Source organism: aff. Roholtiella sp. LEGE 12411 (assembly GCF_015206995.1).
Taxonomy (GTDB): domain Bacteria; phylum Cyanobacteriota; class Cyanobacteriia; order Cyanobacteriales; family Nostocaceae; genus Komarekiella.
Map to the genome: position 1 here is coordinate 31,945 of NZ_JADEXR010000028.1, position 23,636 is coordinate 55,580.

General features: G+C 37.8%; 18 protein-coding genes. 4 read left to right on the forward strand and 14 right to left on the reverse strand.

Annotated elements, in window-relative coordinates:
• Nucleotides 1-9: 9 nt before the first annotated feature.
• The 13 genes from IQ246_RS08995 to IQ246_RS09055 form a co-directional block, all read right to left on the reverse strand.
• The gene (locus tag IQ246_RS08995) at nucleotides 10-2,067 is read right to left on the reverse strand and encodes a hypothetical protein (protein ID WP_194002145.1); all 2,058 of its coding nucleotides are present in this window, start codon (nucleotides 2,065-2,067) and stop codon (nucleotides 10-12) included.
• Nucleotides 2,068-2,097: 30 nt separating this feature from the next.
• Entirely contained in the window at nucleotides 2,098-2,784 is a 687-nt protein-coding gene (locus tag IQ246_RS09000; RefSeq protein WP_194002146.1) for a glycosyltransferase family 2 protein, read from the reverse strand.
• Nucleotides 2,785-2,788: 4 nt separating this feature from the next.
• Nucleotides 2,789-5,185: a glycosyltransferase family 4 protein gene (locus tag IQ246_RS09005; protein WP_194002148.1), complete on the reverse strand. Its 2,397-nt coding sequence runs from the start codon at nucleotides 5,183-5,185 to the stop codon at nucleotides 2,789-2,791.
• Nucleotides 5,186-5,299: 114 nt separating this feature from the next.
• Nucleotides 5,300-5,611, reverse strand: a complete 312-nt coding sequence (locus IQ246_RS09010) for a hypothetical protein (protein ID WP_194002150.1) — start codon at nucleotides 5,609-5,611, stop codon at nucleotides 5,300-5,302.
• Between the two features lie 397 nt (nucleotides 5,612-6,008).
• Nucleotides 6,009-6,656 carry a methyltransferase domain-containing protein gene (locus IQ246_RS09015; protein ID WP_194002152.1) on the reverse strand — a complete coding sequence of 216 codons (648 nt, stop codon included), beginning with the start codon at nucleotides 6,654-6,656 and terminating at the stop codon, nucleotides 6,009-6,011.
• A 32-nt stretch (nucleotides 6,657-6,688) separates the two neighbouring features.
• Nucleotides 6,689-7,732, reverse strand: a complete 1,044-nt coding sequence (locus IQ246_RS09020) for a glycosyltransferase family 4 protein (RefSeq protein WP_194002154.1) — start codon at nucleotides 7,730-7,732, stop codon at nucleotides 6,689-6,691.
• Nucleotides 7,733-7,756: 24 nt separating this feature from the next.
• Entirely contained in the window at nucleotides 7,757-9,229 is a 1,473-nt protein-coding gene (locus IQ246_RS09025) for a bifunctional 2-polyprenyl-6-hydroxyphenol methylase/3-demethylubiquinol 3-O-methyltransferase UbiG (protein WP_194002156.1), read from the reverse strand.
• 130 nt (nucleotides 9,230-9,359) lie between these two features.
• A complete protein-coding gene (locus IQ246_RS09030) occupies nucleotides 9,360-10,658 on the reverse strand; it encodes an ABC transporter ATP-binding protein (RefSeq protein ID WP_194002158.1) in 1,299 nt (432 codons plus the stop codon).
• 89 nt (nucleotides 10,659-10,747) lie between these two features.
• On the reverse strand, nucleotides 10,748-11,593 hold the full coding sequence (locus IQ246_RS09035; protein ID WP_194002181.1) for an ABC transporter permease: 846 nt from the start codon (nucleotides 11,591-11,593) through the stop codon (nucleotides 10,748-10,750).
• A gap of 213 nt (nucleotides 11,594-11,806) precedes the next feature.
• Nucleotides 11,807-13,333: a serine/threonine-protein kinase gene (locus IQ246_RS09040; protein ID WP_194002160.1), complete on the reverse strand. Its 1,527-nt coding sequence runs from the start codon at nucleotides 13,331-13,333 to the stop codon at nucleotides 11,807-11,809.
• A gap of 101 nt (nucleotides 13,334-13,434) precedes the next feature.
• Nucleotides 13,435-15,030, reverse strand: a complete 1,596-nt coding sequence (locus IQ246_RS09045) for a serine/threonine-protein kinase (RefSeq protein ID WP_194002162.1) — start codon at nucleotides 15,028-15,030, stop codon at nucleotides 13,435-13,437.
• Nucleotides 15,031-15,388: 358 nt separating this feature from the next.
• Entirely contained in the window at nucleotides 15,389-16,573 is a 1,185-nt protein-coding gene (locus IQ246_RS09050) for an esterase-like activity of phytase family protein (RefSeq protein WP_194002164.1), read from the reverse strand.
• Between the two features lie 179 nt (nucleotides 16,574-16,752).
• A complete protein-coding gene (locus tag IQ246_RS09055; protein WP_194002166.1) occupies nucleotides 16,753-18,210 on the reverse strand; it encodes a TM0106 family RecB-like putative nuclease in 1,458 nt (485 codons plus the stop codon).
• A gap of 327 nt (nucleotides 18,211-18,537) precedes the next feature.
• Between IQ246_RS09055 and IQ246_RS09060 the strand changes: the two genes are divergently transcribed.
• The gene (locus tag IQ246_RS09060; protein WP_194002168.1) at nucleotides 18,538-19,734 is read left to right on the forward strand and encodes an aminotransferase class V-fold PLP-dependent enzyme; all 1,197 of its coding nucleotides are present in this window, start codon (nucleotides 18,538-18,540) and stop codon (nucleotides 19,732-19,734) included.
• A 116-nt stretch (nucleotides 19,735-19,850) separates the two neighbouring features.
• Here IQ246_RS09060 and tnpA read toward each other — a convergent pair whose 3' ends face one another.
• Complete coding sequence (tnpA, locus tag IQ246_RS09065; protein ID WP_194002170.1) at nucleotides 19,851-20,264, reverse strand: IS200/IS605 family transposase; 414 nt, start codon at nucleotides 20,262-20,264, stop codon at nucleotides 19,851-19,853.
• A 66-nt stretch (nucleotides 20,265-20,330) separates the two neighbouring features.
• Here tnpA and IQ246_RS30220 point away from each other — a divergent pair, with 66 nt between their 5' ends.
• The 3 genes from IQ246_RS30220 to IQ246_RS09080 are packed head-to-tail and all read left to right on the forward strand — an operon-like array spanning nucleotide 20,331 to nucleotide 23,286.
• Entirely contained in the window at nucleotides 20,331-21,719 is a 1,389-nt protein-coding gene (locus tag IQ246_RS30220; protein WP_194002172.1) for an RNA-guided endonuclease TnpB family protein, read from the forward strand.
• A gap of 58 nt (nucleotides 21,720-21,777) precedes the next feature.
• Complete coding sequence (locus IQ246_RS09075) at nucleotides 21,778-22,860, forward strand: glycosyl transferase (RefSeq protein ID WP_194002174.1); 1,083 nt, start codon at nucleotides 21,778-21,780, stop codon at nucleotides 22,858-22,860.
• A 12-nt stretch (nucleotides 22,861-22,872) separates the two neighbouring features.
• Nucleotides 22,873-23,286 (forward strand): secondary thiamine-phosphate synthase enzyme YjbQ, encoded by a 414-nt coding sequence (locus IQ246_RS09080; protein WP_194002176.1) that lies wholly within the window; start codon nucleotides 22,873-22,875, stop codon nucleotides 23,284-23,286.
• Nucleotides 23,287-23,636 lie beyond the last annotated feature (350 nt).

Consider the following 23,636-nt stretch of genomic DNA (forward strand, 5'->3'; position numbering starts at 1 on the left):
TATTAAATATTAAGAATTAGAAGTGATAGTTACGTCAATTTGGAGAGATTTCGCTTCTTTATCGATAAACCAAGCCACTGATTCTTGTACCATAGTTAAAACTAAACTGTATTTACCTGGGTTAGTGGGTGTTTTAATCAGTGCATTAATTACTACTGACTCTCCAGGAGATAGATCAAAAGGAAGGGCTGTACGCTTGCCATCCTCGTCAAACATTACCAATTTTCCAGTAGGATCTAGCCAACGATAACTGAAGTTTGTGGGATGTTTACCTATGGTAGACCATAAAAAGTTACTAGTATTTGTAATTATAAGTGGTATTTTTAATAATTCATCTTTGCTGAGAGTTTTTGGAACTGCATAAGCTTCTATTTTTTGTGAGAATACTTTTTGTATAGGCAACTGAATTTCATAAGATATTAAATTTTGAGAAGAGTTAATATCTTCTTTAACTGAATACATCTTAATAAGTTTATCTTTCTCTTTTAGAGACTGCTGAGATATGATGCAAAGTTTCCCTCGGCTATCTTCTCCTAACCAGTTAATAACTTGAGCGGTATTCATTGACTTAGAAACACCACTATAGTTAGGCGGACTATTTCCTGAATAACCATTTACAACAGGGACATTGGCTTTTATACCAGCCCACATAGCTGATAAATGCGATACCCAATACGGCTTTTCAGGATTCAGTGTGACATACGCTAAATTACAATCACTTTGCATTAATTCCTGAATTTGTAGAACTTCTTTTGTAAAAAGTAGTTTTTCAGAGCTAGGTAAATTAATTACAATTTGTTCTAGTAAACATCCAAGGCAAAGTAAGCTTAATATTGACATACGTACCTGCTTTCCAAGCATAGTACGTATCAGAGAGTCCAAGCATAATATTGCGGCAACTATGAGATAAAAATAAACTATTGTCCAAATTCGAGTCACTGCTCTAATTGCCGAAGCGCCAGGTATAACGCTATAAATAATTCTCCAAAGTGACCAACCATTTGGTAGACGTATACAAAGAATAAAAAGAGTGAAAGCAACAAGTAGGCAGACTTTTATAAGAAAACTTCTTTCAGAAGTTAATACAGACTGTCGAAACAGTAACATGTAAACAGATAATCCAATTAACAAAATAACTAAGAACCCTAGAAATAAATGGTGTTCTTGAGTCATTTGTAAGTCTTTAGAAAATACTGAAAGCGAAGACCACCAAAGACTATCAGGTGCTGGTAAAAACCAAGAGGAAAGTCTAGGCAGCATATAGTCTACTTCTGCATAGCTGCGATACGCAAGTATTTCTTTAGCATTTATGTAAGGTCTAAGCAAACCATACATGAGTAATGCCCAAGTTAAAGTAATTGTAATAACTGCTTTGTAGTTATGCTTAAAATATGTAGTTAGACGATAAAAAGTATTTCTATCTAAGATAGATACTATCACTATAAGAATCATTAAACTAAATATCAAGAACCAGCCTAAATAGATACCAGAAAGAACTTGAAGATAAATCAGTATAAGCGATAATGCAAGTTGTTTATTATTGGGCGATTTGATAAAATTCCAGACAAACAGAAATGCAAGTGGTGTAAAAAACTGAGGAAGTAGTTGCTGATGAAGAATTTGAACAAGTCTCGGCATACCGAACGCAAAAAGAAAAGCACCAATTACTGTTGGTACATGACTTGTACGATAATGCCGCATTAATATAGCAAAGCTAATAAAACAGAGGATACATACTAATATCATCCATAATTGATATGATAAGTCTGGATCAAATAAGGCTCTCAATGCCCAGTATATGGGAGCAGAACCAAATAAGTTATCTGAAAAAGTTAAAACATTTTTATAAGGATAAAAGAAAGCTGGTGAGAATAACTCGCCAACATAATTTCTATTAGTTAAGAGTTGAAATGAGTGTTCTAAAAAATAATGATTTAATCTGGTATCTCCAGCATCTGCTTGCATGGAGGAAAATCCTGATAAAATTGTAGGCTTAAATGCATTCAATACACCAAAGAAACAAAAAAATATATATAAAGCTGCTGGGTATATTTTTTTAATTTTCATATATTTTAAGTAAAATTTAATTTATTTTTATCAAAAAAGATTATATTTTAAAATACAAAATATAGCTCTTATCCCATCTTTCCAACCTATTTTTTTACCTTCGTTATAAGTACGACCATAATAAGATATACCTACTTCGTAAATCCGACATCCCATTTTTGCAACTTTTGCGGTTATTTCTGGTTCAAATCCAAAACGATTTTCTTTTATTTTGATAGCTTGAATTACTTCTCGCCGGAACGCTTTATAACAGGTTTCCATGTCTGTAAGGTTGACATTAGTCAACATATTGGACAACATAGTTAGAAATCCATTACCAACTCTGTGCCAATAGTAAACAACTCTATGAGCTCTACCACTTTGAAAACGTGAGCCAAAGACTACATCAGCCTTATTATCAAGAATAGGTTTAATCATTAGAGGATATTCTTGAGGATCATACTCTAAATCTGCATCCTGAACAATTACTATATCTCCAGTCGCCCCTGCAAAACCCGTGCGTAGCGCTGCACCCTTTCCAAGATTACGTTTGTGATAAATAATTATGTCTACTTCTAGTTCTAATTTAGATTGCAATATTTCCCGTGTACCATCTGTTGAGCAGTCATCAACAATAATTATTTCTAAATCTTTGATAGGAGATGACTTAACCGCTTGCACAACTTGCTCAATTGTTTCACATTCATTAAAACAAGGAATAATAACAGAGAGTTTCATAATATTAGTCTTTTGAATTAAAGCATTTACAGGTAATATCGTGAATGAAATTGTTAGCGATCGCCTGCCAATCAAATTTTTCTTGAACAAGGCGTTTAGCAGCTTCGACACGCATCTCTCTAGCTAATAAATCTTCGTATTTTATATTAGCGATCGCTTCAGGAAAGTTTTCTAGCTGTACAACTGTACAATGTTTGCCATCCTCAATTCCTAATCCTCTTGCACCAGTTGGTGTAGAAATTACAGGAATTCCAGATGCAAAGTACTCTAGCATTTTTAAATTAGTCCCTGAACCAAAAGTGACTGGGTTAAGTGCTACATCTGCTAATTCAAAAGCAGTATTTTTCGTTTCTTCATCTACTGCACCCATGAAGCCAACATTTGCAGGACGTGGCTCATCCCGAAACGCCAAACCTACACTGCCGATAACGAGGAAATTAACATCAGGAAGTTCCTGAGCCATCTTAAAAATGTGCCATACTGCCTCTAAATTAGGACTATGCCAACTGCCCATAAATATTGCAGTAAAACTTCCAGATAAACCTAATTTTTGTTTATTTAAATACCGCTTTTCTATATCGACGTAATTAACTGTTTCTAAATCTACACCATTAGGAACTTCAAGAATTTTGCTTATATCTGTACCATATATTTGATGAAGAGTCTTAGCATCATCCATAGAGCAAACCATGATGAGTTCACTTAGACGACAACATTCATCTTCAATTTTGCGAGTGATTTCCAATAACTCATGCCCTATGGGATTATTTGGTAAAATACCTTTTTTTAGTTCAACTTCCACATCCTGAGCTTCATACCAAATTGCTTTGTTAGTCACTGCTTGAATTGCAGGCAAAAGGTAAGGATGGCAAGCAACTACAAAATCTGAGGATTCTACAGATGCTTTTAAAGCTGCCATATATGCAGGAGTTAAATGGTACAGTTGTGGCATAATCACATCTGTAATCGGTACTCCTACCTTTTTTTCAATTAGCCACTCTTGCTCTTGATGCTGTTGTGATTTAGGAATTCGTGTTTCATACAAGTTAGGAGCAATTTCACCTTGAAATGCCTCTTGATCGGCATTTGTAAATGTAACTAGTTCAACATCAAACTGACTAGCTATTTGCCGATACAAGTGAAATACTCGGCTTTGTCCACCACCTCTAGGAGGAAAGACAGGAAATGTTAAAGCTACTGTAATTTTTTGCCGCTTTTTGATGCTTGGACTATTATATGTAGTTGGTTTATCGCCTAATAACCTAGCGACTGTGTTTTCCCAATTAATTCCAGCAACTAGCTTCCTTCCTGTCAAACCCATTTGCTGTGCTTCGTCTCGATGTTCACACAGATAATCAATGCGTTCAGCCAGTGCTTGTGGTTCGGGAGGAACTGAATACCCTGTCTCACTATTAATAACAAACTCATTAGGGCCGCCAGCATCTGTTGTTGTCAATACTGGTTTACCACTCATCATTGCTTCTATGGTAACTAGTCCATAATCTTCATCATAGGGAACGTAAGAAACAGCTAGAGAATCGGCATAAATATTTGTTATTTCTTGGTCATTAACAAATCCTAAAAAAACAATTCTTTCGTCTTCTCCCGCTAATTGTTTTAAATAATCAGCGTCAGGGCCTGTTCCAGCAATCTTTAACTGAATATTTGTTTTCACATACTTCATTGCTTGGATTAATAAGCTGATACGTTTAGCACTATCTAAACGACCAACTGTGAATAAATAGTCACTATTACCTCTACGAAAAGACTCGATATTGGAAGGTGGATATATAACTTCTACAGAACTTTCTAAAGGAAAATAATTTTGCCGCTTGACTACATTTTGAGCAATTGCAGCATACTTGTTAATTGCATTAGAGGCTAAACCTATGCCATCAAGAAAATGAACAAACTCTCGTATTAAAGGCCCAGGAAACTGAAACGCATCTTTTGGGCAATTTGAGTTAGAGCGCAGTCGTTCTAATCTTTCAAAAAATTCTTTTAAGGCATTTCTATTTCCCTGATTGCTTCTGATAAACTTCTGTAAAGCAGTAATATCTTGATTTTTAGAACTATAGATTTCCGGGTATTTAGTAAAATGATATGTATCATATAAGCCGCGTAATCGATGCAGCATATAACAAATATGATTAGGATGCTGTACCATCCATCCCGGATATTTACCAGATATAACTAAATCAAAGTGAGTCAAATCTAATTCAGAAAAACTTTTGTAGCTATCTATGAGTTCCCAGAAATTCCTTTCTGGACTTGGTAACTTAATCAATTCTGCCTGATGATGAGTATTTTGGTTTATAGATTTTAGTAGTCCCCACCAGAGATTTTCAGCCCCACCAATACAAAATGGAACAGGACTAGGAGCAATAATGGCTATTTGCATGATTTTGATAAACTAGCTTTTTATTTCTTTCGCATCCAAAAACTACAGCCATACCTCTCAATATCTTTGAATTTACTATCTGATGTCCAGAGAGGTTCCCCAATTTTCACCAGTTCAGGCTTCGTAGATATATAAAAATTTGGCAGTATATCTGTTTGGTTTCTTTTCAGCAATCATGCAATATAGCGATACACAGTCTAGCCTAAGAATAAAATCATTACTAAAATGTGGAGCTATTGGTTGAACGTTAGGATAAGCATCTATTTCCCTCAATTGAGGAAAATGCTTTTGGAATTGAGTCAGAGTATCATGGTAAGAATCTATAGACGCTGATAGGACGCTGTCAATATAGTTATTTGTATTTCCTAAAGTGGAACGTGGCTGAATTTGACTAGTGGGAGGATAGTCTATTTCAATCGTGAACATTTTCTTGCCCCCTGATAACAACAATCATGAGAGTCTGTAAATATACGAGCTGGTAGATTAAAGCTTAGTATAGGATATTTTGCAGAACATTCTCCCACGATATGTTTAGCGATCGGTATCTTTCTAGTCCTGCCATTCCATTGCAGCGGCACTTTTTTGAGAAAAGTATAAATCATCAATTGCTTGCGCGATCGCCTTAGCCTCTGGTTGAACAATAAAATCTGTTCTTTGGTCAACTACAAACTCTACCGCTTCTCCTGAGTCGATGCAAGTAATGCTGGTTTAGCAGCCAACATTGCTTCTAACCTCACATAAGGGTAATTTTCATCGTAGGAACCAAAAAACACACCTAGACAATGAGCATATAAGTCTGCAAGAGGTCTATTGATTCTACAAATTATTTCTTTTCACAAATCACTTCAAATAACCAATGGTCTTTTGTTTCAAACTTAATGTTGTTAAATCCAGCTTTTTCTAAATAATGCTCTAACAGAATCTGTGTAAAACCAGTTAAATGCCAGTCGCCATCATAAGCTTGTGTTCCATACATGCATTGAACTAATACCTTTTGTTCTTCAGCAGATTGCTTTGATTCCCACAAAAAAAGCTCAAGTAAACCAATCAAGTTAGGAACTCGAAGTTTCAGAATACCTCCTGACTTGAGTAATCTTGACCATTCAGCTAATGCAGGCTCAGTATCGCATCGAGGGAAATGTTCCAGACAATCTTGAGCAATTACTTCTTCATAAAATCCTGACGGGAGTATATCTAGTTTTCTAATATCGGCTACCAAGTCTGGGTTATGAAAATCCTGGAAGTCGACATTTAAGTAACCTGAACGAATATCAAATCCACATCCTAGATTGAGCTTACGTGGATATTGTAAGTAATCAAATTCACTAATAGTTTTATATTCAATTTGGTCTACATTAACTTGATTCAAAGTATTTGAGCGATATACAACTTTATTAATCACACTATTGCTAGCATATAAGTTAGATAATTTCGCAATAATTTTGGAAGTAAGAACCTTCAGATTTCTCATACCATTTGACTGTATTAAGTATTTTTAAGCAATTACTTATATAGAAGATTGTTTATGACATTATCCCACGATATATCTAGCGATCGGTATCTTTCCAGCCCTGCCATTCCCATTGCCGCAGCATTGTTTTGAGAAAAGTATAAATCATCAATTGCTTGAGCGATCGCCTCTGGTTCTGAGTGAACAACAAAACCTGTTTCTTGGTCAATTACAAACTCTACTGCTTCTCCTGAATCATTGCAAGTGATTACCGGTTTAGCAGCTAACATTGCCTCTAAGGTGACATAACCGTAATCTTCATCATAGGAACCAAAAAACACACCAAGACAATGAGCATAGAAACCGAGCATCTCCACATCTGAAAGCCTCCCTATCAGACGCACTCGGTGATTAATATCTAGTTGTTCAACCAGTTTTTGTAAAGCCATCTTCTGCCCTCCATCTCCAGCCAGCAAGGCTACAACTGGAGATTTGACATACTTCATGGCTTGAACTAATAAATGTTGTCTTTTCAGTCCTTCTAACCTACTTGGAAAAAAGATGTAAGGTTCTGCTGGAGCATTATAAAAATGACTATCTAGTTTTGGAGGATGATAAAGAGTAATCGAATTAATTTGATTAAAATATTCAAGGCGCTTGGAAACTGTTTTTCCTATAGTAAAAAGCTGATGAAAACCATTTAATGCTTGCGTATCACGTTGAATAATATCTTGTTTAAGTGCCTGACCATCAGATGTTGTTGATAAGCCCTCAGTAAAAGGGGTGTCCCAAAGGTCATATACGGCACGATGTTGATGAATAATCCAAGCAACTTTATGAGGGTGCTGCAAGTAAAAGGTGGGAAACTTGAGACAGATGACCAAATCCATAGTGTAGCCATTCATATACTCAAAGTTCTCACTAGCCCAAACATCCATACTACGCTTAACTTCGCTCACTGGAGCGAAACGAAAAGGCATGGATATTTCCTCAACTTCATGACCTGCTTCACGAATAGCCTTTACCAGACCATCTGTTAATATTTCTGCCCCACCGCGTATAAAAGGTACTTGAACTGTGGCAACTCCTATTCTCATCCTGAAAATTTGTAACTCCTATTTTCATGCTTTGTAAGCTATTAATACCATATTCCGTGAAACCTTAACGTAATCGTTTAAATCATCAAATCTTATTTCAGATGAGCTAACAAGATTCAACATTCCATGAATTTCTTCCAAGAAATATGCTTCACTTTTTATTAAGCCTCTTGACTTAGCTAGAAAACTAATTGTGTCAGGGTGAATCGGATTTTTATGTGTTGGATCTCTGTAAAAATCTCCAGATCCCACTAATATATTTCTAGTATTTGGTGTCTCGAAAATTACTAATCCACCTGGCTTAAGTACCCTGACAGTTTGATCAAATAACTGAACTAGCGTTTCAAATGAGAGATGCTCAATAATATGAAACCCCGTTACAGCACCCAAACTGCCATCAGGTAAAGTTCGTAAATATTCAATAACATCTGCTTCTACTACCTCAAGTCCTCTATAGCGACACTGTTCTAGCATCACTCTGTTGATATCTATGCCTCTGGCTGTGTATCCAGATTCCCGTAGCAATTCCAACCATTCACCTCGTCCACAGCCCACATCTAAAATTGATGATTCAGGTGTACCAACCTGAGCTTCTTGAATCAAGGGCAGGTATACTTTTAAAGTATTAAAGATATCCTCCCGACTACCTCTAAACTGATCTTCAAAAGCTACATAAAAAGCATCTAATAAATGTTGGTCTTCATTGACAAAGGTTTGCAGATGCTCTTGGCTAAAAGGTTCTGGCAAACATTTTCGCGCCTCTTCCAAAAATATTGTTATCAGACGCTTTTGCTGCATTAGGTCATTTTTAAGATAACTATCGTTTCTGATGTAAAGTTCATCTATTGTTTCGATACGAGTATTTGTAGCAATAAGGTGCTCATCCAGTCTTTGTATGCAAGTGTCTACAGCACTCAGATGCTCATCTATTTCTTGTATATGAGTATCTCCCCCACTCAGATGCTCATCTATTCCTTGTACTCGAATATTCATGGCATCCAAGCGCTCTTGAATACTAGTTAACAAACTACCAACTAAAGTATTAATAGTGTTAAGGCTGTCGTCTATTCTTTGGACGTTTCTATCCAAAGTATCCAGGCGCTCATCCACTTGCAGCTTTAAAGTTGTGATTTGCTCTATTAGCTGGCGATTAATTGCTATAGATTCTTTTAAAGAGTTAATTAAGTTGAAATTGACTTCTCGTTGATCTTTAAAGAAAAAATTAATAGCTTTCAGAATAACCTGTTGTAATTTGTTAAATTTAAAAGGAAACCGATCCAGCTTATCAGGCCACTTTGTCCTGATAAATGTTCGAGATTCTGCATTCTTGAGTAAAGCTTCAATATAGCTAATATTTAACTTTATTTTGGATGTGTCTGCATTAGCTTTTAAACCCGCTGGTTGAGAGTTAACTTGACGTTTAGCTACCTCGTCATGGATTTTCTGCATCAATTCATCAATATTAATTTTAGGATGGTAATTATTTGCTTCAATCATGGTTCAACCATTAAAAATAAATGAAAATATCTTGAGAATCAAGTTATTATAGCTTGATTGACTTGATTTACATGCCTGAATATAATCTTGCCAAATAAGCCATTGTTAGTCCTGAAGTTTTTTTGATTAATTATGCATTTTCCAAGTTAGATGCTATGGAATAAAATTCATTGTTACTAAATTTGACAGTAGACCTTAGATCTATAAAACCATCGCAAACAGTACTATTATTTACTTCAAAAACAACCAGTTCATCAATCCAGTCATAACTTAAACCTTCTTCCGAATGTATTCCTACAGTTACTGTGTGAATACCTTTATTCATGTAACAAATAACTTGAAAACATACTTTTAATTGCTGAAATTTGTCTAATTTTGGTAATTTGATATTTAGTAACTGAGTATTAGTTCCATAAATCACCAATCCCATCAAATTTCTAATAGAAATACCTACAATCAAGTCTGATAGTTCTGCTTGTGCCTCTAGTAAAATGCTAATTTGGATAGGTTTTCCTGTTTCCACTTTTGTTATTTCATTTTCTTCTAAATCATAAATTTTAACATCCTTAATAATAGCTAATTTGTTTCCATGCCTATGCAAAGAATTATCTTGATGATTTATGACTAAACCATCAGGTTCTTCGATACATTTTTTTTTCTCTAATTTTCTATTCTCTATATCACTTTCATTTTGCTCTGAGCTTAATAAAGCAATATAATGATTTACCACTTCTTTCGGCTCACCTATTTCTAGTATTCTGCCATAATTCATCATTACTGCACTATTACACAGCATTTTTACACTTCCAGAATCATGAGAAACGAATAAGATAGTTACTCCTTGTTCTTTTAGTTGACGAATCCGCTTCATGCAGCGAGCTTGAAATTTTGCATCTCCGACAGCCAAGGCTTCATCTACAATTAAAATACTCGGTTCCGTATTAGCAATAACTGCAAATGCTAGTCTTACTACCATGCCGCTAGAATAGGTTTTCACTGGATGTTCAATAAAATCTCCTATTTCAGCGAAAGCAGCAATATCATCAAATTTAGCTTCTACCTCGTCTCGACTTAATCCTAAAATCTGCCCATTAAAAAATACATTTTGTCGTCCGGTAAATTCAGGATTAAACCCGCTACCTAGTTCGAGCAAAGCCGAAACTCGACCGTTAACCCATACCTCTCCTGTGGTTGGTGTCAGTGTTCCAGCAATGATTTGTAGTAGTGTACTTTTACCAGAACCGTTTTGACCAACAATTCCTAAAGTTTCTCCTTTAGAAATTACCAAATTAATATCCTTTAATGCCCAAAACTCCTGAGCGCGATTCTTTCCAGGTAGCAAAATTTCTTTGAGTCGATCTACCGGACGAGCATATCGCTTGTAGCACTTCGAGATATTCTTCAGCGAAATTGCAATCTCTTCACCCATAACACCGCACACTTACTACTAGCACATCCTCGCGCATCGCAAGTTGACATGATTACGATTGTTCTTAAGAATCGTTAACCAGTAATTTGCTACAATACATCAGCAAATGCTGGACGTAAACGCTTATACACTGCAAAACCGCAACAAAATATAATCGCAGAAATTGTAGAAGCCACACCCCATTCGCCCCAATGCTTCACCTCCCCAATTAAAACTAGATCACGATAAACTTCAGCGATCGCTGTCATCGGATTTAGCCAAAAGACCCAAGCTTGCCATGCCTGTGGAATTGCTGATGCTGGATAAATAATCGGTGTCAAATACATCCAGACATTTAAAAGTACATTTAGGGTTTGAGGTATATCCCGTAAAAACACTGTTAGTCCCGCTGCCAAATAACCCAATCCAGCTGTTAATAATAACTGCGTCAACCAGACCAAGGGCAAGAGGGCTAATGTAGGATGTAATGTATGAGAAGTTACCGCCACTAAAACAATCAACGCCATTAAACCAAAAGAACTTTCAATGAACGTTGATAAAATTGGTACTAACGGCAATAAAGCTAAGGGAAACACTACTTTTTTAACCAAGTTAGGTTGCCCAACTACTGAACCAGCAGATTGCATCAAGCCACCTGTAAAAGCAATCCAGGGTAGCAACCCCGCAAATAGCCACAAACCAAAAGTTAAGTTGTTCTCTGGCAAACTTCTGAGACTCAGCTTTACTTTCAGTACAATCGAAAATACATAGGTGTAAATCAGTAGCTGTGATAACTGATTTAGCAAGGGCCACAAATTACCCACGATAGAACCCTTGTATCGTGCATCTAAATCCCGACGCACTAAAGCTTTCAGCAAGTCGAACTTCGCCCACAACTGTTCTTTGACTGGCAAAATGTTCCTTAGCCCTGCTGCTTTATGTACAAAGCCTCGCATTGTTCGCAACAATCCCTGCTTCCTCGCTCACTACTTACAAACCTGATCTGTTTCCATGAAGCTTGAGCGTCCATGAAAGGTTCCTTGGTATCTCTTCTGGAATCCAAGATTAGCAGAAGACTTTATTCAAAATTCGATTAACATACATTATTAATTAAATCTTAAGCTAAGCAGATTTTTACAAATCAAACTTTTGTTAGCATAAAATTCATCTTAAATCTGCCCTGATACTACAACCTGGAGCTTTGATGACAAACGCTGCAACATCTGCGATTGCATTTGCTTGTACTGCTGTTTTAACAACTGTTTGCTTAAATGGGCTTGAGAAGAGGCTGGTAGGTTCTGACTCTGTTTTACCCAAGTTTTCAATGTTTGCCGCTGAGTTGGATCGATGCGACTGCTAAGAACGTTAGTGCAGGTATGTGGTGCTTCCAGAGTAAAGAAAATCAAAGGATAGTGTTCATTTTCAGCCAGAGACTGCACCAGCCTAAGATTTTGGAGATTTTGCATATCTAGATAGCAGGGTAGCCACTTAGGAGCCAATTGCCGATTGTAGAGTAAAGTCACCCACAGTAGCATCGGATGCGGGGCTTGGATGAAGATAAACTGATTGTAAAGGTTACAAAGGGCACGTTTTTTAATTTCTTGTGTGGGCAACATCAGCCATAGTGCGGCTACAAATCCTTGTTTCATATCAAGAAGTTGAGGAAATACAATTTCTTGGATTGGTTTATCTTGGGGCCAGAGAAGTTGCCAACAGGTTTGCTCGATTGTGGTAGTTGAACCAGAAACTAAGGGGCTACTGGGGATAGATTTGGCAGCTAAAGTTTTGAGCAGGCTGAGATAGTTAGGCTGTTCTAAACTTTCTAAGACGCCCAGGATTTGGGCGATATTTTGCGGGCGATCGCTTGCTTTTTTCGCAAGACAAGCCATGATTAAATTATCTAGTTCTTGAGGTAATCTCAGAGCAGGATTAACATCTGCGATCGCTTGTGGTGGTTCAAAGTGATGTGCTTTATACCAAGCACCAAAGTAGTCAGTTTCTGGTTGCCAGGGTTTTTTGCCTGTCAGCATCTCAAACATCATCACACCAAGGCTATAAATATCGGAACGACTATCTAATTTTTCCCCATCTAGTTGTTCAGGTGAGCAGTAAGGTAAAGTGCCATTAAATCCCCTGCTGGTGCTGGCGGTTGATGCCAAATTTAAAAATTTTGCTATGCCAAAATCTAGAATTTTAACTAATTTATCTAATATTTGATCGGGAATAACTAATATATTTGCAGGCTTGATATCTCTATGGACTAAAGGATAAATTTTGCCGCCAATATTAATACCTTGGTGAGCGCATTGCAAACCTAAACAAATCTGGCGGCAGAGTGTTATAAACATTGGCAATGATAGCGGAATTAACTCTTTTAAACTCTTGCCACATAAATATTCCATGACGTAGAACGGTTTACCTTTTTCGCTCACGCCGTAATCATACGCCCGCACAATATGCACACTTCTTTGGCTTAAAGCTGCACTCATTAAAGCTTCACGGGCAAAGTCTTGTTGCATCTTAGTATTAGCAACAGTCTGAGTCAAAAACTTAATAGCAACTGGTGTTCCTCCTAACAAAATATCATCGGCTAAAAAAACTTCACCCATGCCACCACTGCCAATTAACTGCTTAATTTGATAACGATTGGCAAGCAACCCCGTACTACTTGGAGACGCAAATGGGCTTTGATTCATTTATATAACCTCTGCTGCTTACGCAATTTAAAATTATAATTTTATATATAAAAATATAAGTAGATTCAAGTCGCAATAATATTAATTTATCTAGCGAATTTTTAAGAATTTGATAAAAGTTTAAAAAACATCTTCAATAATTTGCTCATCCAACTTTTTAAGTCTAATTTATCTGTTTTTTGATTTACTACTAACTTTCGTAATATATCCAATTTTAACTTTTCATACTCTATTTTTAGGGTCTTCTTAGCTTCCTTGGTAAGAATAAATTGATTTGATTCTTGACTAATGTCTAACCAATCTGCTAGTTGCTGTCGCTGGCTAGCTGTGAGATTTAAAGTTATAACATGAGAGCAATTGTTTGGGTTTTCTATAGTAAAAAATAGCAAATGGTAGTAGCCTACTTCTGCTAGAGAACGCACTAGTTTTTGTCCTTTATTATCTTTCAAATCTAAAAAACAGGATAGCCATCTTGTTAGAGAAAGCGGGACATCATATAGTAGTATTACCCACAATAATATTGGGTATAAATCAATTTTACTAATGAATTCAGTACCATGTGTTTTATCTAAAAACTTTGCAATCTCTTGTTTAGGCAACATTGCCCAAAAAGTTGGTATATTGCCCTGAGAAGTAGGTAATAAATGAGAAAAACCAATTGGTGCAATTGGTTTATTCTTGGGCCAATTCTTCTGCAAGCATTCTTTTTCCGACAATGAAGTTATAGGTACTAATTGCACCGGATATTGAGTTGGAATGCTATCGCTGCTACTAATAATATTATTTTGAAGCTGTCCTTGAACCTTTTCTAGTATGTTTAATACTTCGCTAATATTTTGAGGGCGATCGCTTATTTCTTTAGCTAAACAACTTGTTAATAATTTTTGCAATTCTTCAGGTATTTTTACTTGCGGATTTACTTCTTCAACCGTTGGTGGTGTTTGAAAGCGATGTGCCTGATACCAACTACCAAAAGAGTTAGTTTTGGTCTGAAATGGATGCTTTCCTGCCAGCATCTCAAACATCAGCACTCCCAAACTATAAATATCAGAACGCACATCTAGCAGTTTACGTCCTTCCATGTGTTCTGGAGAACAGTAAGGTAAACTACCAATAAAAGAATCAGTTAGCGTCATCCCACTTCGTTCTGTTAAAAACTTGGCAATACCAAAATCAAGTATTTTAATACTTTTTCCATCTTTGTTATCTTCGCTAATGAATATATTTTCTGGTTTAATATCTCTGTGAACAATTGGGTAAATTTCTCCTTTAAGGCTGATCCCTTGATGAGCGCATTGTAGTCCTAAGCAGATTTGATTACAAATAGTCAAAAAACTCGATATTGTTGAAGGTTGAATTTTTAAAATCTGTTTCAGATTCTTCCCCTGGAGGTATTCCATTATATAAAAGGGGATTTTGTCTTCAGTAACACCGTAACTTAATACGCGAACAATATATTTACTTTTGCGACCTAATTGAGCGCTAATAAAAATTTCTCTGGCAAAGCGTTGGGACATTTGCTGATTCGCCAAACTAAGTGATAAAATTTTTACTGCAATGGGCATACCACCTTTAGCGGCATCTTCTGCTAAGTAAACTCTACCCATCCCACCTTTACCAATTAAATCTCTAATTAAATAACGATTATTTAAAAATTTTCCAAGGTAAATGTCTAATTCGGCTTTTTGCCCTATCATATTTTCCAGTTTGTTTGCGATTCTATATTTAATAAAATCTCATTAATTAATTGTTGATTATATCTAGGAAAAGTTTCAATGATTATAGAGAATTAATCACATAACATAAAAACCGCTACCAAGAAGGTTAGACATTTTCTAAATCATCGTTTGGCTTGATGCAAAAGCTCTTAAACATTATGTAGCATATTCATTAAGGTACGTGGTTGAGAGATTTCACTGAAACGACAAATTGGCTAGGTTTAGTTGTCTCTTTTAGACCGTGAATACACATAAATAAGCAAAAATAACTTAACAAGGTAAAAGACATGTTCACGAAGCGACTCCGCAGTAGTATCATGCCTTTCGCTCAGTATAGTTAGCGGTTAAAATTTGCAAAGAGACGGCGTAATAATCTGATTATGGGTGTTTCAATTTTGAGTCTAAAGGCTAGTATCTGGGTACGTTGTAGGAGATTGAAGTTGTTGTCGCTAACAAGAATTAATGCTTGCTCTCCATCCGGTAGCTTAGAGCCAAGACTTAACCCTTCAATGTTGTCTAGCAGCACATCTAGAGTTCTCAAATCTAACAGTAGTTTTTTCTGAACGGGTTTAATTTTTTGGGATTCAACTGCTAAAAGACTGTCAATATGATGAATATCATCGGCTCCTTCTAAGGAAACCTGAAACAGAAAAATAGCAAATCCCAAGCCAGTAAAAGACCGCTCTAAACTTAGGAAGTGTCCTTGATTATCGAGTGCAAGTAAATCAGGTAATCCACTGGCAAACTTGCCAGTCACATTTAAAAACGGTGTAATTGGTTCAGTTTTGTAAAGAAATTCTTTTTCTGGCTGGTTGGTAAGCAAGTTATATTGCAAAATCCGACAATGAGTACCAATATTGGGTTTAGCTGCTGAGCCATCTTGAATTAGAGCATTTTCGGTAGCTGTGAACAGATGCTTTTTATCAGGTGTAATAGTAAGGCTTTCAAACGCCAAGTTATTGCGAATACCTTGCTGACTACTCTGATCAGGTAAAAACTTGTTTGGTATAGGTAGTGTTGTAATTTCTTTACCAGAAGATAGTAAAAACTCTTTAATAAAAGGATTAATCAATTTTCCGGGAGCACCTTCCGAAGAAATAAATACAGTTGCTTTATTAGTTAAAGCTATACCTTCTGGATCGATGTTTCCAGGAGGGAATGTTTGACTCTTCTCATTTAATAACGTGGTTACACCAACAGGAGCAACTCCACCATTTTTTAGCGCCCCTTTGCTGAGGTCAATTTTCAGAGTGTATAAACGGGCATTAGCTCTTTGTCCACGGTCATCGGATATGGCATAATAAAGTTCATTTATTGTGTCGTAGGTAATTCCAGATAACCCGCCGACTTCAGTTTTTTGGAAAGTTAATCCCTTCGGTAAAGAGGTTTCTCCAATAAACTCTATACCACTAACTTCAATAGCGCCTGTCGTTAATTTTGTGAATAAGAAGCTGATAATTAAAATCGGGATAACAAAGTAGAGAATTTGTGGCAAGGTAAAGATTTTTCTGATTAGCTGCATGGAAAGCTATTGCTAAAATGTGAAAATCACAAATAAGATATCACCGAAACAGTACTGAGTTTCTCAAAGAATAATTACATATAAGACACAAGGGTTTGAAGCTTCTGTCTTGAGATATAGAATACACATTCTGCTATTTGAAGTGACGATTTAAATGCTTGAGCTTAAGCTATGGGGTTTTACTTAGCACTAATATATTCATCCTGAACAAATTTGACGAGCCAGTCTTTCACACTACGGGTGGCGCGGCAGTCGTCTTCGTTGTAGCGTTGGATCACTTCTAGCAAGGTGCGATCGCCTGTTTGCAACCATTGATCATACCAGTAAATACACTTGGCTCCACTAGCTTCTTTATCACGCCACTCAAAGCCTAACCAACGAGCGATCGCTTTCAAGGCATAACTTTCTACTGGTAATGCTACACTTTGGGTTAATTGTTCGTACACATCTACAAATCGACTCAGGACGGGACGCACTGAGGAATACGGAGTGCGGTAAAGCTTTGCTAGCCGTTTGACTGTATCAAATTCGTAGACACAAAAATGATAAATCGGCGCTTCGGGATATCGCCAAACTAAATCCAGAAATTGCTGCCAAATTAATTCTTCGTCTTCTGGTTTGTCTGCTAAGAAAGAATAAAACTGTTCTGTATTGGCTTGCCTATCAACGACCAAAACTCCTAAGAGATAATCTAAATCTAAGTCTGGCTGTGCTTCAATATCAAAGTAAAGCTCTATGGGTGCTGTGAATGTAATATCTGCCGTTGGTAAGGGATAGGGTAAGATAAACGGTCGTCTTTCTAATGCAGATTGAGCTTGTACTACTAACTTGGGTGCTACTTCGCTGTCGAAACCAAGCAGGTTTTGTAGGGTGGTAGGACTAGTATCAGCGAGAGATTCCAGTGTGGTGATGTTGATGGTTTGGAGTTGAGTGTAGCGAATAGGTGTTACACCTGGTAATAGTGAGAGGTGTTGTTGAGTTTGGGCGATCGCATAACAATGACTGTACCAATGGCAAAGATTACACTTTTGACGTGAAATAAACACCTCTGGCGCAGTCGGTAACTCTAAAACTTGAATAAACTCTTCCAGAACCTGCTGCATCGGTGGCGTCCATTTGAACAAATCTACCGCATAACTTCTGTCTTTGGTTCGTAACATCAGCCAAGCCGTTTCGGGTCTACATCCCTGCACTGTTGCTAATACTTGGGCGTGAAATGCAGCAACAACTTGATATTCTTGCTTGGGACGCTTACCTAACTCAATACTCGCCGGAAGGTAGAGCCAATCTCCGAAGCAGGACTGTCCTGGCTGTTTCACAAGTAAATTTGGACGGCTCAGCAGTGTGTATCTCTCAGAATAAGTTGCTAACAGCACTCCTTTGTGAATGTAATCAACACCACGCTGCATTAATTCTAAAGTCGCCGCTGCTCCCGCTTCTGAATTTCCGTATGGACTATCTGGTTGCTGATAAGTCAACTTTGCCAAGACACTCAGTTGGTGAGCTATTTTGTCCTGTTGCAGTTTCCACAGTAACTCATTAGGAGTATCTCGCTGACTTTGGTCAGCGTGAGTATCTAAAAAAGGTCGGCGCTTACAGCGTTGGTATTGTAGTAGGAGTTCGGCATTGATTAACATCCTTTTAAGTTAACAATAATTAGTACTCGCTGGCAGAAGCCCAGACAACTAAAGTTCAGAAGTGGCGATCGCGTCCACACCCAATTTGTCGTTTCTTAGGTCTGTTGCAAAAGTATTTGTGGTTATTTAAAAGGCTAGCCTACTGTCAAACAGTCCGAAATCTACGACAAAAAGCTCAGAAAGCATTTATTGTTACTTATTAGGAGATAAAATTTGGCAGCGATCGCTTAAATTAATCTCATCCCTACTTTTAGCGTTGCTCCTAGGACAAAGTACAAATATCTCTTATATTAATAGCCTGCAAACAGCAGATATCCCTTGTGAATTATGACTAGTATTTCTGCATCGTCAACCGAGCTGCATCGCCATCGAGAGCAATTTCCGGCTTTAGCAAATAAGACTTATTTCAACTATGGGGGACAAGGGCCGATGCCTCAAGGGGCAATGGATGCCATTACCCAAAGTGAAGCTCACATCCAGCACATAGGGCCCTTTGGCAATGAGGCGTATGGCTGGATAGCCCCTCAAATTCAAGCTACCAGAGAAGCGATCGCCTCCGAGTTATATGTACCAACTCAAACAATTACTTTCACTGAGAATGTCACTGTTGGTTGTAATATCGCCATCTGGGGTATCGAGTGGCAGGCTGGCGACAATATCTTGCTTTCTGATTGCGAACACCCAGGTGTAATTGCCACTGCACAGGAAATTGCTCGCAGATTTGCTGTAGAAGTTACCACCTGTCCCTTGATGGCAACTTTAAATGAGGGCGATCCGGTAGAAGTCATTGCCCAATACTTGCGCCCTAATACCCGCCTAGTGGTGTTAAGTCATGTATTCTGGAACACGGGTCAAGTTTTACCTATTGACAAGATTGCTAAAATATGCAATACAAACAATTCTTTATTGCTGATTGATGCTGCTCAATCGGTGGGTGCATTGCCTTTAAACTTAACGGAATTAGGTGTAGATTTTTATGCTTTCACGGGACACAAATGGTTATGTGGCCCGGCTGGCGTGGGCGGTTTATATGTTAGACCAGAAATACGAGAAAGCTTGAAACCCACGTTTATCGGCTTGCGTGGCATTGTTGTAGATAGTGAATCTCAGCCTGTGAGTTGGCTTCCAGATGGGCGACGATACGAAGTGTCTACATTAGCTTATCCGTTATATGTGGGGTTACGGGAGGCGATCGCAATTCATCAACAATGGGGAACTTCACAGGAACGCTATGAGCAAATTTGCTGTAACAGTGAGTACCTCTGGCAAAAGTTGGTAGCGTTGGGCGATGTCAAATGTTTGGGAACTTCTCCACCCCAAAGCGGTATAGTCCCATTTCAACTAACCAAGCAGCCCCAAGCAAGTCTCAAGTTAGTAGAATTCTTAGAGTCGCAAAAGATATTAACTCGGACAATTGCCAACCCTAGCTGTATACGCGCTAGCGTCCATTACTTTACTTTAGAATCTGAAATCGACCTATTGGTTAAGGCAATTCAAAGTTTTTGCCAAACACACGATCAGTAAGGTGTGCTCCAAAGTAATACTGCTGCTGCATTATGCTATCGTACCCATGCTGAGAACCTCCGGCTTTTAGCCGGGGGATGAAAGCTATCTGTCTGAAATATCCAAGCATTTTAGTTTTAGTTGCTTTTTTGATTCTCAATATATTGTCTAACAACCTCGGTACTCGCTGCACCAGTTGAAGCAACAAAGTAGCTAGGACTCCAGAGAGAAGGAAGCTTTTTCAGGTGTGGGAATTCACGTCTTAAATGGTGTGATGCCCTGCCTTTAATCCATCTAGCTACATCAGCAGGAGATTCATGCGTTGGGACATTTAAAAAACAGTGAACATGGTCAGGCATTATTTCTAAGGCGATAAGTCTCCACCCATGCTCAACTACTAACTCTAATATAATTTCTTGTAAACGCTGTGCGACTTCCTTTATTAGCACAGCTTTTCGCCGTTTAGGGACAAATACAAAATGATAATTTAGGGATGAAACTGAGCCACTTGTGCGCCTGTATTCGTAGTCTGATGGTGATAATTTAGCCACTAATTAAATGTTGTTGACTTCGGCTCTAACAACATTTATAGTAAAACATACAGGAGGGAAAAACAAGTGTATAAGACCTGTTCAATTAAAGCTAAATTCAGTGATGAAGAAACCGCTTTTTGGTTAAACCAGTGTGAAAATGCTAATAGCTTGATAAATTGTGCATTGTATGAAACTAAGAAAATTCATTATGCCAAGCTACAAGAAAATGATAATGCTTTCACTACTTATTGGTATAGCGATGACTTGCGGAGTGGTTGGAAAACTTATAGATGCAGCACAACTTACCCAGAATTAGATTTAGTTCTCAAGCAGAATGTGCATTACAAAGCAATGGCTGCACAATCAGCACAACAAACGTTAAAATCAGTTGGTGAGTCTATTACAGCTTACAACGGGCTGGTAAAGGCTTATTACAATGATGAGGTTGATAAACCATCTTTGCCAAAATATCGTAAAAAAGCAGGGCTAGCGGCTGTTACGTTTCCGCGTCAGGCTTTAAATTTTAATGAGGGATATTTCAAGCCTTCAATCAGTAAAGAGAGTAAACCAGAATTACTGACTGAGATTAGATTATATCTCCCGGATTTTATTGATTCATCTTGGGTTAAGGAAGTAACAGTACGACCGAATTTCGGGCAACTATGGATTGATTGGGTAATTGATGATGGCAAAGAATCAATAGAAAACAATCCCCAATTAGATTATACGCAAGCATGGAGTTTTGACCACGGCGGATCTAATTGGTTAACAGGTGTCTCAACCCGTGGGAAGAGTTTGATTATTGATGGTCGTAAACTCAGATCATTGAATCAAGGATACTCGCGTTTAGTCGCTAAATACAAGCAAGGGAAATCAGATTTTTACTGGGATTCCAACCTTGATAGAGTGCAACGCAAGCGGAATAATCAAATGCGAGATGCGATTAACAAAGCAGCGCGATTCATTATTAATCAGTGCCTTAATGACAAAGTGGGGAATATTGTTGTTGGTTGGAATGCTGGGCAGAAGCAAAATTCCAACATGGGTAAACGCAATAACCAGAATTTTATAATTATCCCTACCAGCCGATTAATTGAACGGCTGAAACAGCTTTGCCCGGAATACGGGATTACTTTAACAATTACCGAGGAAGCTTACACTTCTAAGGCATCATTTCTTGATTGCGACTCCCTGCCCAAACATGGTGAGAAACCTCAAGGGTGGAAAGCAAGCGGAAACCGCATAAATAGAGGTCAGTACAAAAGTCGTGATGGTTTCATTATCAACGCAGATTGCAATGGTAGTGCTAACATCATGAGAAAAGTAGCCACACAGCTAGGCTTAGACCTAGCCGAGGTGGGTAGGGCAATTTTGACAGTGCCACAACGAATTGATTTGTTCAAGAGATTAAATAAATCATATCGTAAACGTTGCGAAGTGCGGCTTATAGCCGCCGTAGCAACATCAGTTTAGAATCCTCCGGCTTCTAGCCGGGGGAGATGTCAAAGAGGTCTAAAATCAAAAATCCAATATGGAACGCCCAATTTTATACATAGCTATAACTAACCACGGTTTTGGTCACGCTACCCGCGCAGCATCTGTAGCTGCGACAATTCAAAAGTTATGTCCAGAAATATTGCTAATTCTAGCGACCACTGCCCCACGCTGGTTGCTAGAGTGCTACATAGAAGGCGATTTTATCCATCGTCCCCGTGCATTTGATTTGGGTGTGGTGCAAGCAGATAGCTTGACAATGGATAAAGAAGCGACTTTAGAAAAGTTACTGGATATTAAGCAGAATCAGAATTCGCTGATTGCTTCAGAAGTTAATTTTCTTCGCCAAAATCGTGTCAATCTCATTTTGGCAGATATTCCCTTCCTTACCTCTGGGTTTGCTCAAGCTGCAAACATTCCCTGCTGGATGATGAGTAATTTTGGCTGGGACTTTATTTACCGAGATTGGGGAGGCGAATTTCCAGCAGTTGCTGATTGGATTAGTGATTGGTACTCAAAGTGCGATCGCTTGTTTCGTCTTCCCTTCCACGAACCGATGCAGGCTTTCAAGAATATCACAGATGTTGGCTTAACTGGTGGTTCACCCCGTTACTCTGCGGATGATTTACGCTCTATTTGGGGGATCACTGCACCAATGGAAAAAACCATTTTGCTGACTTTTGGCGGCTTGGGTTTACAGCAAATCCCTTACAATAATCTGCGGAGATTTCCAGATTGGCAATTCATTGTCTTTGATCAATCCGCACCTGATTTACCTAATTTACTGAAAATTAGTAACCGTAAATACCGCCCTGTGGATTTTATGCCCATTTGTGAGCGAGTTATTTCTAAACCTGGTTACAGCACTTTTTCTGAAGCCACACTACTAGGAATACCTGTTGTTACAATCCCGCGGGAGGACTTTGCTGAAGCAACTTTTGTAATAGAAGGCGTATCTAATTACAACCAGCATCAAATTATCACACCATCTGAGTTTTTTCAAGGAAATTGGGATTTTCTCCATGAATCACCCCAACGACCAAAGCAATCCCAACCAATAGCTAAAGATGGTAATGAAGCGATCGCCCGTGCTGTTATCAACTACTTTCGCACTAATTAAAGTTTAATATGTATGACTCACTATCAAAAGCTACTAAAAATTTCTACTACTGGCAAATCTTTTCACAATATCACCGCAAAAGTTGAAGCTATTGTTGCAGAATCGGGAGTAGAAACTGGTCTTTGTACTCTATTTTTGCGCCACACTTCCGCTAGTTTAGTAATACAAGAGAACGCCGATCCTGATGTTCTTGTAGATCTAGCTAACTTTATGGCAAAACTCGTACCAGAATCGGGCAAATATATCCACGATGCGGAAGGGCCTGATGATATGCCTGCACACATCCGTACGGCTTTCACCCACACTTCTGAACATATTCCCATTAATCGCAGTCATTTAGTCTTGGGAACTTGGCAAGGAATTTATGTTTGGGAACATCGCCAGCGTAGTCATACAAGAGAATTGATTGTTCACATTTCTAGCTAATAAGGTTTTAAATTGAGAAATCTTGGTTAGTTTTCTTAAAGCGTTAATCTGTAGGTTTAAATGCTCTATTTATGCTGCGTGTATTTTGTGTATAATCTCGCAAAGTTAGAGTTATGTGCGTAACGTATATTAGCTTATTGATGTCAATTTGTTAACTAATAAGTTAAGTTTTTTATATTAATTTAATATTCGATATATTCTAAATTAAACTATTATTTATAGGGCAATACGGTTCAGTTAAGGCTAAAAGCGTTATTGATGATGTGAAAATTTGGAGCCTCAACTCGCTGTCCAGTACCTCTGTGCTTTGGTTTTTTGGAGCGAAACTTTGATACAGGTTTTTTCACAAC